The organism is Paenibacillus sp. FSL K6-1122 (assembly GCF_037977015.1).
Taxonomy (GTDB): domain Bacteria; phylum Bacillota; class Bacilli; order Paenibacillales; family Paenibacillaceae; genus Paenibacillus; species Paenibacillus amylolyticus.
On the sequence record NZ_CP150272.1, the window covers coordinates 5,033,291 to 5,050,076 of the forward strand.

The window sequence follows — 16,786 nt, forward strand, 5'->3', positions numbered from 1 at the left end:
TATGAAATCCATGGTTTTAAATTCCGATCCAGTTCTTTTACAATTCCACTGCATGTCCACCATCAAAAAAGTACAGCCATTTCCGGTCAACTTTCCGACCCAATATATCTTCAATGGCCCGTCCATACAGATCTAGCTGGAAGCGATAATTTTTGGTGAGTTCAACCAAACCACCACGATGCTCCAATACCCGATCCGTCTTGTAATCAAGCAAGACAAGCTCGCCGTCCACCTCATACAGACAATCGATAATCCCCTGTACAAGCACGGTTTCATTTTCAATCGTTGCCTGCATTTTGCTATCTTCATTTATTATCTGCATATCTGAGTTCGCCGCCCGTTCATGTAGCCATTCCACAGGAGACTGATGTGCCGGAAGTCCATACACAAACGGAATCTCCCGTTTCACCCACGCTGCACGCAATAATTCTTTCCCTGGTTCTGTATTGAAAAATCCGGCCAGTTCTTCAGGTTCGATAGCCGCAGCATGATGGGGCAGCAAAATCTGAAGCTTAATCAATCGCTCAATTGTCTGTTCAATAAGTTGTGAATCAACAGATGATCCATCTATAGGAAGATGCTGCATCAACGTATGATACACGTTCCCCCGTTCTGCCCCTGTCAACTGCGTTGCCTCCATGAATTTGGGACGACGCAGGTGCAGTTTGAAAGACGTACCTGCAGATCCCGCATCCGGAAGGTTCACTGTACCGTTTAAATCTGTCCATGATCCAGTCTCACGCTCGTTAGATCCATCGGATACGCCACGTAGTACATGGCCTGCTTCATCTTTGGTGTAATTGATTCCTGGGTTGTTGTGAGCCAATAATTTCTCGGACTGTTCTCCCAGTTCCTCCATCACCTCTACGGACTGGATATCCTGCATCGCAAGTAACGTTTTCAACTCCGTGACAGATGTACTGGCTGCTACTTGAGTTGCTGCTTCATAGGGGTACGTCCATGAGAGCCGTTGATCAACCTCGTTGATCAGCCGTGTCTCCTCTTGTTGAAAAGCTACTGTATCTGCACCTTCATCTTCAATGTTTTGGTTAGCCGTATCTTGTACAATCTTCGTCAGCTCTTCTACAGTTGAAGATGTAACCAACTTCACAGGCTGAACGGCTTTTAGCGCAGCAATTCTTTCTTTCCGCACCTCAGTCATCCCGTCTTCTTCTCCGAGTGTCTGATCCACTACATGGTCACGGGATACCTGATCGGCGGAAATAATAGAGACCGCCCATCGTGATTGATCATCTGCAAGACAGGCTGAGAACGAATCATTGCTTCCAGCAAGTTCACGCAGCACAGCCGCATCTGGATGTCTCATCAGGGATGGTCCAATCCAGTCCAGGTAACTCCGTCCAGCAGCAAGCAGATAGTCTGGCAATGCCAATTCAGGGCTATCTTTGACCTGAGACCACGCCAGCGCTTTTTTCGCGGCATCTTTTACGGTACCCAGCAGAATCATTTTCTCTTTGGGACGGGTCAACGCAACATACAGCACACGCATCTCTTCAGCAAGCAGTTCAAATTGCGCACGACGACGAATCGCCAGATTGGCTAATGTAGGATAGGCAACCCGATTCTCACGATCCACAAACCTCGGGCCAAATCCCAATTCCTTATGCATTAGAAACGGTGCGTTCAAGTCTTGCTGATTAAACATCTTGGATATGCCACCGACAAAGACAATTGGAAACTCCAAACCCTTACTCCGGTGAATCGTCATGATACGTACGGCGTTGTCCTGCTCACCAGAGCTACTTGCTACAGTTCCGAGGTCTCCCCCGTTTTCCCGCAGTCTGGAAACATAGGTCAGGAAACGGAACAAGCCGCGATTCGCAGTTGATTCCTCATATTGTCGTGCGCGGTCGTACAATGCCTTAAGATTACTTTGACGTTGCAGCCCTCCTGGAAGACCACCAACCCAGTCCAAATAACCGGTTTCCCGATACATACGCCAGATCAGTTCACTTAGACTGCCTTGCCTTGCCTCAAGTCTCCACTGCTCCAATTGACGCATAAAACGAATTAACTTTTGCTGTAATTCCGAGCCTGAGATCTCCGTTATGCCCAAATCCTCACTTGCATGTCCCGCAACACCAGCATCTTGCATTCCATCTGTATGCACATCGGATTCATAGACATCATCCCGGATCTCTGCCTCGACTGAAGCTGCTGTCTCCCGCTGTCCCTGTTCCATCTCTGCCCAGGCTTCCGGCCACTGCAACTGGACCATATTGGAATCAGGATGATTATCTTGCCGGGATTGTTGTACGGCATTAGTGGAGGAATCGCTCCAATCTCCCGCAGCCGATATAACCGCATCATAGAATGATTGTCTTTTGTCACCAAGCCGAATCTGTGCCAGTTCCTCTTCATCCAGTCCAACAATCGGGGAACGAAGCACGGAAGCGAGCGGAATATCCTGTCTTGGATTATCAACAAGCTGAAGCAGAGACATCATGATTTCCACTTCTGTAGCCTGAAAATAACCCTTGCTCTGTTCTCCTCCAGCAGGAATTCCCTGCTGTCTGAATTCCTCAATCATGAGCGGAGCCCACATCAAGGTCGAACGCAGCAAGATGACCATGTCACCGTAACGTGCCGGGCGCATCGTTTGCAGAGCTTTGTCATATACATGAAGGGCAGGTTTGTCCGTGTCTCCAACCATCTCCCGAATACGCCTTGCGATTGCCCTCGCTTCCAACTGGGCTGTTTCAAGTTCGGCACTCTCCAGTTCTGCGGAGACCGATGCATCCCCATTCTCATCCGTACTCTCTGTCAGATCAGGACCACCACCCTGACGATCGATCAGCATGAGTTCAGGTGTATACGCCTCATCACCAAGTGTTTCTGACGGGAAGGTAGCCCCATATGCCAGTTGAGCTCGTTCATCGTAAGCAATCTCTGCCACACCTTCGTTCATGAGTTGCCGGAATATCATATTGACCGAATGCACGACTTCTGCTCGACTACGAAAATTCCGCGCAAGATCAATACGTTGACCTGTACGATGCAGACGTTCTTCCACCATTCCGTCCTCATTTGTGCTCGCTCCATACTGGCGATACTTGTTCATAAACAGACCTGGCTCAGCCAACCGGAAACGGTAGATACTCTGTTTGACATCACCGACCATGAATCGGTTACCCGGGTTTTCTCTGGAGATCAGTTTCACGATATCTTCCTGAACCGTATTGGTATCCTGATATTCATCAAGCAACACTTCATCGAATCGCGAACGGTACTCCATAGCCGCATCGGAAGGCATCGACAGTTCAGGCGTTGAATCCTCATGTCGCAAAATGTGAAGACAGTAATGCTCCAGATCACTGAAGTCAACTTGCCCACGTTCCTGTTTGGCCTGTCGATAACGTTCTCCAAATGTACTAACCAACCTCGACAACTCCTGCATGAGTGGTGCCGCTTGCTCCAACTCCTGCCAGAACGCAAACGCACTTCTCCCGAACAATGAACCTTTCAGGTCGGTAACTGCCTTTTTCGCGGCCTCACGGAGTTCCTTCACCTGATCCTGTAAAGCCGGGTCTGTTTGATCCTTTTTGCAGGGTTTCAATTTGCCAAATGTAGCGGGTTGAAACACTTCAGGCAACCTTTCCCATGGCATAATCTCAACCGCAGACAACAGCTCTTCTACCATCACCAGGTCTTCTTTTAACGTATCTGCATAAGGTGCCGGACCTTCAGGCTGCATGGAAATATGAATGCCTTGACGGAGCAATCCTGCTGCACCACTTAAAGCAAGAGCCGCATCACGCAAAATACTCTGAACCCATGCTGAATGTCCAAGTGCCTCTACACTTTCCACCTGAAAAGCAGACGCCATCTCTGAGAGCCAATGATCCGGCCAGGAATGACTGCGGGAGAAATCATACAAACGTTGCACCAGTCGATGCATCGCATCATCGTTTCGTTCTCCACTGAACCAGTCTACTAATTCGCGGAATGTACTCCCTTCATCTTCTTCGCCATATTTTTCCTCAAATAGTTCTTCAAGCAGTTCCTGCCGCATGATTTCCGCTTCATTTTCATTCAGGATACGGAAAGCCGGGTTCAACGGAATTTGCTGATAATAACGGCGAATGACTTCCATACAGAATGAATGCAGCGTTGTAATAGATGCCCGTCCAAGCAGCGACAGCTGCTTACGCAGATGCTCTTCTCCAGGCTGTTCTTCCAGCGCACGTTCCAACGCTTCCCGAATCCGTTGTTTCATCTCGGCGGCGGCCGCTTTGGTAAACGTAGCTACAAGTAAACGATCCACACTGTATCCTTGGGAGGGATCTGCGATCTTGCGAATAATTCGTTCAACCAGCACGGCTGTCTTGCCTGATCCCGCCGCTGCGGCAACCAGTATGTCTTCTCCGCTTTCCGAGATGGCACTCCACTGGTCATCACTCCAGAAGCTACCCTCCGGTTTTGGCATATTCGTCATGATGTTTCCCCTCCCTTGGTGTGAGATAACATATCCCAGATTTGCTGTTTGCCCGGTTTGGACAACAGGTTATACTCATTTCCTTCTATATTCTCATCAAACTGACAAACAGGCTTATACGGACAGAACGTGCACGCCACTTCCTGCTGAATACGATAAGGCTCAATGGCCACATCCCCATCCGTAATTCGGGTACCAATCTCACGGATATTACTGCGAACCGAAGCAAGCAGCGTATCCCATTGCTCTGGCGTAGCTACAGCGGCGCTGCTATAAAAGCTTCCGTCCGCCTTAAGGGCAACTGGAATAATTGCTGAATACCCCTTATCCAGGGTGTTGTCCATTTGAGCGATTGCGTCCCGATCGGCCAGCAGCAAACCTTTCATTTTGAACCGTTTCAGCAGTTCTTGTCCTGCCTGCTCTGATGTCATGCCGTTTGCGGATTGCAACAGCGGGTTATGCACATGGAAATACAACGTTCCTCCCGGCATCGCCGTTTCCCCAAGCCATTCTTCGGCAGCACTAAGCAGCACCTCCAGATAGGTGAGCATCTGTAATGACAGACCATAGTAAACTTCATGTAACTTGAGGTCCGTTTGGCTTGATTTATAGTCAATGACACGTAAGAGCAGACCATTCTCTCCTTCTGCGACATCTACACGGTCAATTCGACCCACGATCTCCATCACACAACCGTTCTCCAGTTCAAAACGTAATGGCGGCAGTGTTTTATCCGGTCCAAAATCAAGCTCCAGCCCAATCGGTTCAAAACTTCCGCGTCTGGACTGTTCACCAAGAATGACGGATGCCCGGCTAACAATGTCCTTTAATTTGCGGAAAATATAACCGTATCGCTTGGTGCTTAGCAAAATCTCCCCTTGCAGCTGTGGTGCAATCTGCTCCACAGTTTGCTCGGCTTCCTGACGGCATTGGTCTGGAGTCAAACTGCCCCAACTACGATTTTCTTCGTGCAACCGCATAGCCAGCTGGCTTAGTGCAGCATGAAACAACTGTCCGATATCAGGAGCCTGAAGGCGGTACAATTGCCGTTCTTTGAGGCGTAGCCCATGCGAAGCAAAATGGGAGAACGGACAAGCAACGAACCGCTCCATTCGTGAGACACTCGTCCTCACCTCTGTACCATACAGTCTGCGACTGGTAGCTGTACGTAGTGGTAAGGCCCGATTACGATAAAAGATCGATCCCATCAACCGCTCCAGCTGAGGTCTGCTTGTCTCTCTAGATACATGCCAATTGTAGACCGCCCACCACATTTCAGGGATGTCTTCTCCGCGGCGCCATTTGCGCAATTGTCCAATGAGCGTAGACAGACTCTGACCTGGATGGGTGACATAGGACCAATGCGCTTCTTCCGAGTTCGCAACCGGTGGTTGAGCGAGCAATGGCTGTTCTTGTAGACCAAACATCTTCCGTACATGGCGGACAATCTCGGAAGGAAGCAGTGTTTTCCCCTCATCATCAGCAACCGGGTAACTCAGCCACAACTGGCTGCTTGCCGCTGTAAGTGCCGTATAGATCAGGAAACGTTCATCCAGCATCTGCCTTGTTGCACCTGGTCCAAGCGCCACGCCTCTTTCCGTCAGTAACGCTCTCTCCAGTTCCGTTAATACGCCATCATCCTGAGGTACAGCGGGTAATTCACCATCAACGGCGCCAAGGATAAATACGTATTTGATGTCCTGAAGGCGTGTACGGTCCATAGAACCCATCAAAACCTGATCAAGTGCTGGTGGTACCAGACCCAGCTTCAGTTCCGTCAATCCGGTCTCAATCATCCCGGAAAACAGCGTGATATCCAGCCGTTCATTCCCCATCATATCGACCATCTGATCCAATAAATCCAGCACAGCTCCCCACATCTGCCGATGTTCTCTCGACCGTTCGGGGTCACCTTGTGCCTTAGCTTCAGCAGACATATTCTCCAGCTTCCATGCGATCTCAGCATCTTCCAGCAGTCTGTATAGTGCCTCACACTGGGCTTTGGCTGTCTTTGCCTTTTTCATTCGCTTCTCAAAAACACCCAAGGAATCTGTAATGACCGTTCGGCAGCTCTCCATTAAAGAAAGCATCTGGTCCCGTCCTCGACTACGGCCATCCTGACCGTTGTCTTCCAGCGACAGGCTTGGTACATACTTCCATGGTTTGCCGTCAGTCCAGCGATACCCGTGAATACCACAAGCCAGTACATAATTCTCAAGCTGGTCCATATCTTCACGAGTGATGGAACCATCACGCGGAAGCAGCAAATCCGTTTTGACACAGCGAAATACATCCTCGTAACGCCAGTGGCGCCGAACAATATCCAGTGCGGAACGGATAAACTCAGATAATGGATGATGAAGTTCATTTCTTCTCCGGTCCAGAAAGACGGGTACGTCATAATCCCTGAATAACGGTTCAACTATATCAGCGTAGGTATCCAACTGCCGGACAAGTACCGCCATGTCCCGATAACGCGCACCTTCGTTTTGTGCCAGGCGCCGCATCTCACGCAGTGCTCCCTCCATCTCAGCTCGTCGGTTCTCCGCTGCAACCAGTTGGATTCCGGAATCAAGGCCTTCACTTTTCCAACGAATTCGCCGGTCGAAACCAGCCTCCAGATGAGCAAGTCCCGGACGATCCTTGTATCTCGGTGGAATCTCCGAATCTAGCACGGTTATATCGCTCGTTACACCCAGTTCGTCAGCCATTCCTTTCAGGCGTGCATAGGCACTTGCCGTAGGATAAAACAGTTCCAGTTCTCCAGGCAGTGCGCCATGATCATAAGGACGATCCAATGTCAGGGCAATCGTCACGGAAGAGGACTGCAACATCAGCCTACCGATCACACTCATCTCCTGTGGTGTGAATCCCTGAAAACCATCAATCCAGATCTGGGCATCCTGCAGCAATGCACTTTCCGACAAACGATCTGTCAGCTCGGTCAACGTGTCTTCATCATCAATATATAAATTGGTCAGTTCCTGTTCATAGTCACGATATATCAGATTCAAGTCATGCAACTTGTCCTCCAGAATCGGCGAAGTGGATGAGCTATTCCCTCCAGACAGCCCGTCTTCCAGCATTGATGGATCAACTTCATAACGTTTAAATTCACTATATAAGTCATTTAATTCGCCTATAAAACCCAGCTGGCTGCCGGATGCACCAAACAGCTTCAATTCTTCCTTACGGCGCTGGATGACCTTGTAGAGCAGCATCTTTTTGCCTTCGGCTCCGATCGGAATACGAGCAGAACCACCTGCTTCTTGCATTACACGATAGGCTAAACGGCGAAAGCCGAGCACTTCTGCACGCATGGTACCTTTAATTGCTCCAGAAGACACCAATGCCTGCTCTGTTCGAAAAGAGCTCTGTTCGGGAACGAGCAAAATTAAAGGTGTACCTTGCGGTTCTTGTTGAAGCAGGGATGTAATTTCCCGGGTAATCAGCGAGCTTTTGCCGCTGCCTGCCCGGCCAATAACAAAACGAACGGACATGTCTAATCCTCCAAACCACACGTACAAGATTTTAATTCCCAGTATAACATATCTGACTTGGTTCGGAACATACGTTTGCCACTATCCGGTAAAACCGGAGATCATCTCCGTTAACACAGCAAAACAGCAAAAAGCCCGCAGCTATCACACTGTGGACTTTTGACTTGATCTATATTTGATTGGAACGAAAATCATACGATTAATTCTTTTTACTGCGCACTTCGAAAATAGCAAATTTCAGGTAATGTCCTTCATCCACGCCCAAAATTTGTGGGTGATCCTTACCGGCTGCTTTCCAGTCGATCAAACGAAGCACTTTGCCTGCATCTTCCGCTGCATCGGCAATCGTATCCAGGAAGAGGTCTGGACGCATGTGATACGAACAGCTGGCTGTTACCAAATATCCACCCTCATTGACCAGTTTCATTCCTTGCAGATTGATATCTTTATAACCGCGACATGCACCTTTAACTGCTGATTTCGTTTTGGCAAATGCAGGAGGATCAAGGATGACCACATCAAATGTTTTACCGCCAGCTGCAAGCGCTTTGGATGTATCCACTTTCTGTTCGCCTGCACGTGCACGTGCGGTACGTTCATCCAGCCCTTTCACTTGTTCACGCAAGTACTGGAATGCATCAGCAACTACGAACTCGACCCGGTCAGTGAAACCGTTCAGCTCCACATTTGTTCGTGCACTCTCAATGGCATGCTCCGAAATATCAAGACAAGTCACTTTTTTGGCTCCATACTTGCAAGCATTCAACGTAAAGCTACCCGTGTGTGAGAAACACTCCAGTACAGTGGCACCATCCCAATATGGGAATGTAACTACTTTACCACTTTTATTCACAGGCAAGAGCTGCTCTGTGCCATCCTGCTCGGTCGTTTGTAGTGTGATTCCACTCTTGTAGCCCCAACCCTTCATAAGCGGTTCGATGGCTGCACGATTCTCGCGTTGGTCGAAGAAGTAACCTGTCTTCTGCCCTTCCACGATATCCACTTTAATGAGTAGTCCATTCTCTGTAACCGTGACATGTCTTGGGCAATCTCCGTACAGTGGACCTTTGGTCTGCTCCAAACCTTCCAGTTCACGAATCGAGACATCACTGCGCTCGTATATACCTTCCGGCTGCATTACTTCAATGAGTGCCTGTACGATGGCTTCACGGCAACGATCCATGCCAAGTGTAAGCAACTGTACAACGAGAATGCTGCCGAATCGGTCAACGATTAATCCTGGCAGAAAATCAGCTTCGCCGTAAACGAGACGGTATGCCTCTCCATCCTGGATAAAACGTTCCCGGTGACGCAAGCAATCGCGGAAACGCGCTGCAAAAAACGCGGTGTCCATCTGTTCGGACTCCAGCGGTTGATACGCTACAACCCTTACAGTGATCTGAGATGCAGGATTGTAATAACCTGTCGCCAGATAGCGACCTTGATGATTCAATACATTGACCAGATCTCCCGGTTCCGGGTTTCCGTCAACAGAGGCAATTTCATTGTTAAATATCCATGGATGTGCATGTTCAAGCCGCTTTTTGCGACTGCGTTCGAGTGTAACTGATGGCAAGGTAGATCCACTTCTTTCATAGTTAGTTGAAAAGATAGGTTTGGTGCGGCGCGTAAATGACGTTCCGGGTTCGAATCGATCTTCCGATCGCTGTTGTCTCCAGATTTTTTTGATTCCCTTTCTTAAAGGGGAAAATCCGGAGACAAAGGCGCACGCTTCGCTTCTTCAGATTCGATTTCGTCCCCTCCACTACGCTTGCACGAATCACCGTATCTTTCGAATTGGGGTGCGGCAGTTAAGAGACGTTCCGGTTACGAATCGATCTTCCGATCGCTGTTGTCTCCAGATTTTTTTGATTCCCTTTTTTAAAAGGGAAAATCCGGAGACAAAGGCGCACGCTTCGCTTCTTCAGATTCGATTTCGTCCCCTCCACTACGTTTGCACGAATCACCGTATCTTTCGAATTGGGGTGGGGTAATTTAGGTCGCTTCCCTCTGAATTCCTTTAGGCTTGTCATGGTTGTCTTTTCTTACTCATAGGATGAGTTAAGGAACCGGACGGAAGGAATGATGTTTCTATGTTTAGAGATGTTATATTGCCCTTACTCTATGGGCTTATTATCTTTTTTGGTGGCATGAAGCTGATGGAGAACGCCTTGCAGCGCATGGCAGGGCCCATGTTGGCAGATTGGCTCAATCGTGCCACCTCTGCTCCATGGAAAGGCATGGCCTTCAGTGCAGGTGCAACGGCCCTGTTACAGAGCAGTACTGCGGTCACCGTACTCACCATTGGACTGGCTAATGCCAGATTAATTACCTATGGACGAACACTTGGCATCATCCTCGGCACCAACATCGGGACATGCCTGACGACGGAGCTGGTGGGACTGCAGATCGGACGTGCTTCCCTGCCGCTACTCGTCCTGTCGCTAACGGGCTGGGCCATGTTTGTTGTTCTTGGTGAACGCAATCTGGCCGCTCCTGAACGCACGCGTCAGACTCTGTTTAACATCCAGTACAGCTTCCTCGCAGCTGCCGGATTTGCACTTGTTATGACAGGCATTCAGGTGATGCAATCCATTGCCTTACCCTTGCGGAGCATGGGCGTATTTCAATGGTTTCTCGACCGCTCGGCCGACAGCTTGTGGTGGGGCTTCCTGGCAGGTGCCTGTCTGACAGCGCTCATTCACAGCAGCGCAGCTGTCATTAGCATGGCGATTACGCTGGCAGCCACAGGGGTATTGCCTGTGGAGATCGGCATCGCCATTGTGATCGGGTCCAATGTGGGGACCTGCATCACCGCTGTGATTGCTGCCGCGGGCGGAGCATCCGCAGGCAAATTTGTCGCAGCCTCCCATGTTGTATTAAACATTGCGGGAGCGCTGCTGTTTATGCCGCTGATCGGCCAGCTGCATGCAGCTTCGGCTTGGCTGTCAGCGGACAACGGGGCACAGATTGCGCATGCCCAGACCCTTTTTAACATCACCAGTTCACTGCTTGCTTTACCGTTCTGTTACTTGCCAATCTGGCACAAAAAACCACCGGTCCACGCCCCCGCGGCGAAGTCACCCGTGGCTTGATGATCTGCCTATCCAAACCCACAGAGCGCGCGGCTAACTGACTCGAACAATAGTGCGTTATACGTTAATGCCTAACTTGTTCAGGGCTACACGCAAGATATCATCGTTATTATCATATCCGCTCTGCTGCTGTAAGGACCATGCTTCTTCCGGAGCATACCAATCCACACCCTTGATTTCTTCAATCTGAGGCTGTAGATCACCACTCTCGGCTTCAACGAGATAATAATGAACTTCCTTGTCCACCGGGCCAAAATCTGCATGTTGGTACGTGTAAGCAATGATATCAACCGGCTCTACAATGCGACCCACCATACCTGTCTCTTCCAAAATCTCGCGCAGTGCCGTCTGTTCAATTGTTTCTCCATCTTCCATTTTGCCCTTGGCGAGAGTTGTTTTACCATAACGATCTACGATAAGCTGAATTTGAAGACGTCCGTCTTCCCCTGTTCTATAAACAACTCCGCCTGCTGAAATTTCTTTTTTGTTCATCGTGCTCTCCCCCATCAACTTCGATATCTTTATCTTATTTTTTGCAAAAGAAGGACCTCATCTCCCCGGGTAAGCTCCCCAAGGAAATGAAATCCTTGTTTCTGACGCCTCGATCACATCGCGGCGGACTTAAGATTCTCTTCCAACACACGTACCAGCGTAGCCTGACTCTCGTTGACGCCGGCTTTAACCACTTTGACTCGGCACACTTTACCGACCATATCCATCGTTCCGTCAAAGACCAGTTGAATGTAGTTGTCGCTATAACCGTGCAGCTTGCCACTTCCCTCGCGGCCTTTGGCTTCCCCTTCGGGAATAACATCCAGTACCTGTCCAACAAACTGCTCAGCGTACTCCAGCTGCATCTGTTCAGACAAGTCAATCAGTTCATGCACACGTGCATTTTTGACTTCTTCGTCCACCTGATCTTCCATTCGTGCTGCTGGTGTACCCGTACGCTTGGAATAAGGGAATACGTGCATTTCGGAAAAACCGATCTTCCGCATCAACTCATAGCCATTACGGTACATCTCATCCGTCTCACCTGGAAATCCAACAATAATGTCTGTTGTAATCGCTACATCCGGCATTGCTTCCCGAATGCGAAGCATTTTGTTGTAAAACTCTTCTGTCGTATATTTACGGCGCATACGTTTCAACACCGTATCATCACCCGCTTGCAGCGGAATATGAAAGTGACGAACGAGTTTATCGGAACGTTTGATCACGTCGAGCATACGGTCGTCGATCTGGCTGGCTTCAATCGAGCTGATTCGAATACGCTCCAAACCCTCTACCTTATCCAAATCCCACAGCAGATCGGTCAGATCATAGTTCTCCATGTCATCCCCATATCCACCTGTATGAATACCCGTGAGAACAATCTCTTTGTATCCGGCGTGTACGAGTTGATGCGCCTGTTGAATAATGCTGTTCGCCTCACGACTGCGTGAGAGACCACGAGACCACGGAATGATGCAGAACGTGCAAAAGTTATTGCAACCATCCTGAATCTTCAGGAACGCGCGGGTACGGTCAGCAAAATCCGGTACGTCCATTTCTTCAAATACACGGGTTTTCATAATATTACGTACCGCGTTAACCGGTTGACGGGACTCCTGAATTTCATTAACGTATGGTAAAATCTTGTCACGGTCCTGTGTACCGATAACCAGATCCACCCCTGGGATGTCCAGAATCTCTGCTGGAGAAGTCTGCGCATAGCAGCCTGTAACGGCCACAATCGCCTCCGGGTTGCGCCGAATGGCACGACGAATAATTTGACGGCTCTTTTTGTCGCCGGTATTGGTTACTGTACAAGTATTAATCAAGTATACATCCGCTGTCTGTTCATCAAAGTCCACTTGATCGTAACCTTCGTTTTTGAACAATTGCCAAATCGCCTCTGTATCATAGAAATTAACTTTGCAGCCTAAGGTGTAAAACGCCACGGATGGCATAATTACATTCCTCCCATTTCTCCGGATTCATATAGCACGCAAGTTAGTGCTGCCATTCCAGCTGTCTCAGCACGCAAAATGCGTTTGCCCAGTCCAACAGATACAGCACCTGCCTGATCAGCCTCTGCCGTCTCCTTCTCAGAAAATCCACCTTCCGGTCCAACCACGATCAAAACTTCTGCACTTGCATCAGGTGCAAGCTGCTCTATAAACGGCTTCAGTGCATCTCTCAGCTGTTTACCGTTTTCTTTCTCATAACAATAACATACCAGGCTGTAGCCCTCAAAAGAAGATAACAGCCCTTTCCAGGAAAGCGGCTGCTCAACGGATGGAATGCGATTCCGGTGACTCTGTTCGGCAGCTTCCTTGGCAATTTTCCGCCACCGCTCCAACCGTTTGCCTTCTTTCTTGGCATCATATTGCACAATCGTACGTTCTGATAGGAAGGGTACAAATGATACCGCCCCAATCTCAGTACATCTCTGGATGACTGTTTCCATCTTGTCACCCTTGGGCAAACTCTGTGCCACGGTTACACGAATCCGTGCTTCATGGTCCATCTCGAGAGGTTCCACAATATTGGCTGTCACTTGGCCAACTTCAATACTCTCAATTTCCACGAGTGCTTCTCTGGAGTTTCCGTCACTGACAATCAGTTTATCTCCAGGTTTACCACGCATGACCTTGCCAATATGGCGTGCATCATCACCTGTGATAATCACAGCGTGTTCATTAAACTGTTCTGCAGATACAAAATATCGCTGCATTAGTCAATCCACCCATTCTGTCCTGTTATGACTGGAATTCACCCCGCCTGATGACAGGCGTGAATCCAATCGCCACAGATGATCATACAACTTTTACGTGTTTCTGACCAGTATATCCGTCCAAAACACGATACGCTTTTAGCGATATAATTCAATAATCAGACCTACCAGATCCATATACATGTTATTTGCAAATACATATAACGGTTGAATCGTTACAGCCTGCAATGGCGGGATAACCAGAATCAGCAGGAAAATAAAGATGGACCATTGTTCCACACCCTGCAGCTTGCGACTGAGGGGCCTTGGCAATACATCTTCAAGAATACGATAACCATCCAATGGCGGAAGAGGAATCAGATTAAACATAAACAGGAAAAAGTTCGTTATGCTGAACATAGGTAAAAACGTCATCAGAGCTGTAACCACTCGCTCATTCTCAATGTTGCCCAGTACGCCTGATCCAAACAGACAACCGTAGACAATGGCACCAATAATGGCGAGCAGCAGATTACTCAGAGGACCTACGACAGATACGATAGTCCCCATCAATCTTGGTTTGTCAAAATTCGCACGGTTTACAGGAACTGGGCGCGCCCAACCGAAGCCTGCAATAACAAGCAGTAACACACCCAGCAGATCAAAGTGCACGACCGGATTCAGCGTAACTCTTCCAAGCAGCTTAGCCGTTGGATCACCAAATTTGTTGGCAAAATACGCATGTGAGAATTCGTGAACTGTAAATGCGATCAGGATGGTCAGCAGGAAGAATGGTAATTGATCAATCGGAAGGCGAAAGAAACGCTCCAGGAAGTCCATGGGTTACCCCCTTCTGGCTACAAATGCCAGCCAATCCTCATCACGGTGGATCGCACTCACTTCAAATCCGGAGGCTACCAGTGCATCATGCACAACCTGCTCTTTGTTCTTCCAAATGCCGGATACAATATAGGTGCCACCAGACTCAAGCGCATTATAGACATCATCTACGAACAACAAAATGATCTCAGCCAGAATGTTCGCCACGACAACCTTAACCGGCAGTTGTACACCAAGTGCAGGGTCCTGACTCCCAAGGACGGACAACAGATCACTCTCTTTAACCGTAATTTGTTGTTCCAGCCCATTCAGTTCCACATTCTCCCTGGCACTGATTACCGCAACTGGATCAAGATCAAGCGCCAGTACATGTTTTGCCCCAAGTTTTATCGCTCCAATAGCCAAAATACCAGAACCTGTACCTACGTCAATGACTTCCTCGCCGCCCTGAATAACCGTTTCCAGTGTGCGCAAGCAGAGGGAGGTCGTTGGATGTGTTCCTGTACCAAAGGCCATGCCTGGATCAAGCTCAATAATTTTCTCATCCGGACTTTCAGGCGTATACTCTTCCCAAGTTGGCTTGATCGTCAAACGTTCCGATACACGTACCGGCTTGAAATATTGTTTCCAGGCTGTTGCCCAGTCATCTTCATCCACTGTACGAGTCTCATAACGAACCTCACCTGTATCAATTCCGAATTCGGAGAGTTCCTCAACTCTCGGATTAACTTCTAACTGTAATGCAACCATATCCGTACCTTCGGAGAAGTATCCTTTGATGACTGCAAAGCCTTCCGGAATATCATTCAAAGGAACGTCGTATAACTCACCATATGTCGTGTCCCGTTTTTTATTTAAAGTACCGGACTCTTCAATCGAAACCCCTCCAGCACCCGATTCATGTAAAAAATTAGAAATCATCTCCACAGCTTCTTCTGTGGTATGTATTGTTAGTTCATGCCATAACATACTTGGTTTTTCCTCCTCATTTTTCAAACATCCCAACTATTGTACTACACAAGCTAGCCGGAGCACAAAGCCGCACCAGTAAAAGAAAAACAAAACAGGATATCCGCAGCCTGACTGCTCGAATATCCTGTCATCTATTCATACATATCTGTTTCATATACTTCAGCATATTGCATAATTTGAATCTCAGTTAGCAAAAACGCCCACCATTCTGCGTGATCATCTCTGCGGCTTGCGGGAGCGAATCATTGGATACGGACACGGTCAGCAAAATTTCTTGTTTTAGCCTGTTGGCCGAGTCCTCTTTGGGTGTATCATACACCTGACCATTGGACAACATTTCCGTTTCATCACTAATCAAGGCAAGTACATTCAGTTCGCCACTAAATCCTCCGACGACGGCCGTAGGAGAATTATCGGAGCCCGTAACATCGTTTGAGTCCAATGCAGACGCTTCATTGCCAAGGCTCTCAATGCTTAATTGGTTCGGGTGCAAAAATTCCAGGGCTCTGCGTGCAGACTCGGCCTCAGTCCAGCTTGTAAAAACAGCTTCGAGGGTCACTGCCGAGCGATCTTCAGTCATGAAGCTCCCGTCCCTGTCGTCGATCAGCCGCTTCACTGCGGCGTAGTGCTTCTATATCTTCATGATCCGCAGCTTCAGCGCTGAATTCCACGTCCTCATTTTTTGCGGATTGCATACGTTTCATCTTTTCCGTTTTCGTTAAGATCTTGCCTGGACGTTCATGTTCAGCCATTGTAATGCTCCTCCTTCATATTGGGAAACTAGATCATTCCACCGGCTTGTTCGATTATGGACATGGCGCGGTGATGTACCGATTCATCTACGATGACAGTTAGTAATACATCTCTTCCTGTAGGGCCACCCTGTCCACCATCACTCATGCCGCTTGCAGAAGGGTCCGCCGCAGCCATGATTCCAGCACTGGCATTTGTTTGCATCGAATCGGGCACCCATGATGAAAAACTGCCGGAAACGCCCGGCTTGTAGGAAGCCCCGCTTGGTCCTACACCCGCATATCGGCTGAATCGATTAATCGACAGGTCCTCCACTCGCAATGCCTCCAGTTTTTTGGCTGCCCCTTGAGCCTGCTCCGGGCTGTGAAAGTACGCCAAAATATTTTTCTCGGTCATCCGCTTCACCTGCTTCCCTAATTTCTCGCATATCAGCTATGCATATCATTCTCGCCATGCTATCTTTCCGCAAGTT

Annotated in this window: 12 protein-coding genes; 1 reads left to right on the top strand and 11 read right to left on the bottom strand. The window is 48.7% G+C overall.

The genetic code is table 11. From position 1 onward, the window contains the following. Positions 1-37: 37 nt before the first annotated feature. From addA to NSQ20_RS22685, 3 genes are all read right to left on the bottom strand, one after another. Complete coding sequence (gene addA / locus NSQ20_RS22675; protein WP_340030913.1) at positions 38-4,456, bottom strand: helicase-exonuclease AddAB subunit AddA; 4,419 nt, start codon at positions 4,454-4,456, stop codon at positions 38-40. Beyond that, the gene (gene addB / locus NSQ20_RS22680) at positions 4,453-7,956 is read right to left on the bottom strand and encodes a helicase-exonuclease AddAB subunit AddB (protein WP_340030914.1); all 3,504 of its coding nucleotides are present in this window, start codon (positions 7,954-7,956) and stop codon (positions 4,453-4,455) included. The genes addA and addB overlap by 4 nt, the downstream gene beginning before the upstream one ends. A gap of 199 nt (positions 7,957-8,155) precedes the next feature. Next, entirely contained in the window at positions 8,156-9,532 is a 1,377-nt protein-coding gene (locus NSQ20_RS22685; RefSeq protein WP_036672074.1) for a class I SAM-dependent rRNA methyltransferase, read from the bottom strand. A 517-nt stretch (positions 9,533-10,049) separates the two neighbouring features. On the opposite strand from NSQ20_RS22685, the gene NSQ20_RS22690 reads away from it, so the two are divergent. Beyond that, the gene (locus NSQ20_RS22690; RefSeq protein WP_340030916.1) at positions 10,050-11,051 is read left to right on the top strand and encodes a Na/Pi symporter; all 1,002 of its coding nucleotides are present in this window, start codon (positions 10,050-10,052) and stop codon (positions 11,049-11,051) included. Positions 11,052-11,108: 57 nt separating this feature from the next. Here the strand turns inward: NSQ20_RS22690 and NSQ20_RS22695 are convergent, their stop codons facing one another. The 8 genes from NSQ20_RS22695 to NSQ20_RS22730 form a co-directional block, all read right to left on the bottom strand. Beyond that, the gene (locus NSQ20_RS22695; protein ID WP_036615070.1) at positions 11,109-11,543 is read right to left on the bottom strand and encodes an NUDIX domain-containing protein; all 435 of its coding nucleotides are present in this window, start codon (positions 11,541-11,543) and stop codon (positions 11,109-11,111) included. Between the two features lie 113 nt (positions 11,544-11,656). Further along, positions 11,657-13,003: a tRNA (N(6)-L-threonylcarbamoyladenosine(37)-C(2))-methylthiotransferase MtaB gene (gene mtaB / locus NSQ20_RS22700; protein ID WP_036615072.1), complete on the bottom strand. Its 1,347-nt coding sequence runs from the start codon at positions 13,001-13,003 to the stop codon at positions 11,657-11,659. A gap of 2 nt (positions 13,004-13,005) precedes the next feature. Next, positions 13,006-13,770: an RsmE family RNA methyltransferase gene (locus NSQ20_RS22705; protein ID WP_036615075.1), complete on the bottom strand. Its 765-nt coding sequence runs from the start codon at positions 13,768-13,770 to the stop codon at positions 13,006-13,008. Between the two features lie 138 nt (positions 13,771-13,908). Continuing rightward, positions 13,909-14,589: a site-2 protease family protein gene (locus tag NSQ20_RS22710; RefSeq protein WP_253439422.1), complete on the bottom strand. Its 681-nt coding sequence runs from the start codon at positions 14,587-14,589 to the stop codon at positions 13,909-13,911. Positions 14,590-14,592: 3 nt separating this feature from the next. Then, positions 14,593-15,558, bottom strand: coding sequence for a 50S ribosomal protein L11 methyltransferase (prmA, locus tag NSQ20_RS22715; RefSeq protein WP_340030917.1), 966 nt, complete (start codon positions 15,556-15,558; stop codon positions 14,593-14,595). 190 nt (positions 15,559-15,748) lie between these two features. Then, positions 15,749-16,141: a hypothetical protein gene (locus NSQ20_RS22720; RefSeq protein WP_036668568.1), complete on the bottom strand. Its 393-nt coding sequence runs from the start codon at positions 16,139-16,141 to the stop codon at positions 15,749-15,751. Beyond that, positions 16,134-16,313 (bottom strand): YfhD family protein, encoded by a 180-nt coding sequence (locus NSQ20_RS22725; RefSeq protein ID WP_017687220.1) that lies wholly within the window; start codon positions 16,311-16,313, stop codon positions 16,134-16,136. Before NSQ20_RS22725 ends, NSQ20_RS22720 begins: the two co-directional genes overlap by 8 nt. A 28-nt stretch (positions 16,314-16,341) precedes the next feature. Beyond that, the gene (locus NSQ20_RS22730) at positions 16,342-16,710 is read right to left on the bottom strand and encodes a hypothetical protein (protein ID WP_017687219.1); all 369 of its coding nucleotides are present in this window, start codon (positions 16,708-16,710) and stop codon (positions 16,342-16,344) included. Positions 16,711-16,786 lie beyond the last annotated feature (76 nt).

Coding starts and splice junctions, on each gene's coding strand:
- addA (WP_340030913.1), bottom strand. CDS start 4,456: ATGACGAATATGCCAAAACCGGAGGGTAGCTTCTGGAGTGATGACCAG.
- addB (WP_340030914.1), bottom strand. CDS start 7,956: ATGTCCGTTCGTTTTGTTATTGGCCGGGCAGGCAGCGGCAAAAGCTCG.
- NSQ20_RS22690 (WP_340030916.1), top strand. CDS start 10,050: ATGTTTAGAGATGTTATATTGCCCTTACTCTATGGGCTTATTATCTTT.
- NSQ20_RS22695 (WP_036615070.1), bottom strand. CDS start 11,543: ATGAACAAAAAAGAAATTTCAGCAGGCGGAGTTGTTTATAGAACAGGG.
- mtaB (WP_036615072.1), bottom strand. CDS start 13,003: ATGCCATCCGTGGCGTTTTACACCTTAGGCTGCAAAGTTAATTTCTAT.
- NSQ20_RS22705 (WP_036615075.1), bottom strand. CDS start 13,770: ATGCAGCGATATTTTGTATCTGCAGAACAGTTTAATGAACACGCTGTG.
- NSQ20_RS22710 (WP_253439422.1), bottom strand. CDS start 14,589: ATGGACTTCCTGGAGCGTTTCTTTCGCCTTCCGATTGATCAATTACCA.
- prmA (WP_340030917.1), bottom strand. CDS start 15,558: ATGTTATGGCATGAACTAACAATACATACCACAGAAGAAGCTGTGGAG.
- NSQ20_RS22720 (WP_036668568.1), bottom strand. CDS start 16,141: ATGACTGAAGATCGCTCGGCAGTGACCCTCGAAGCTGTTTTTACAAGC.
- NSQ20_RS22725 (WP_017687220.1), bottom strand. CDS start 16,313: ATGGCTGAACATGAACGTCCAGGCAAGATCTTAACGAAAACGGAAAAG.
- NSQ20_RS22730 (WP_017687219.1), bottom strand. CDS start 16,710: ATGACCGAGAAAAATATTTTGGCGTACTTTCACAGCCCGGAGCAGGCT.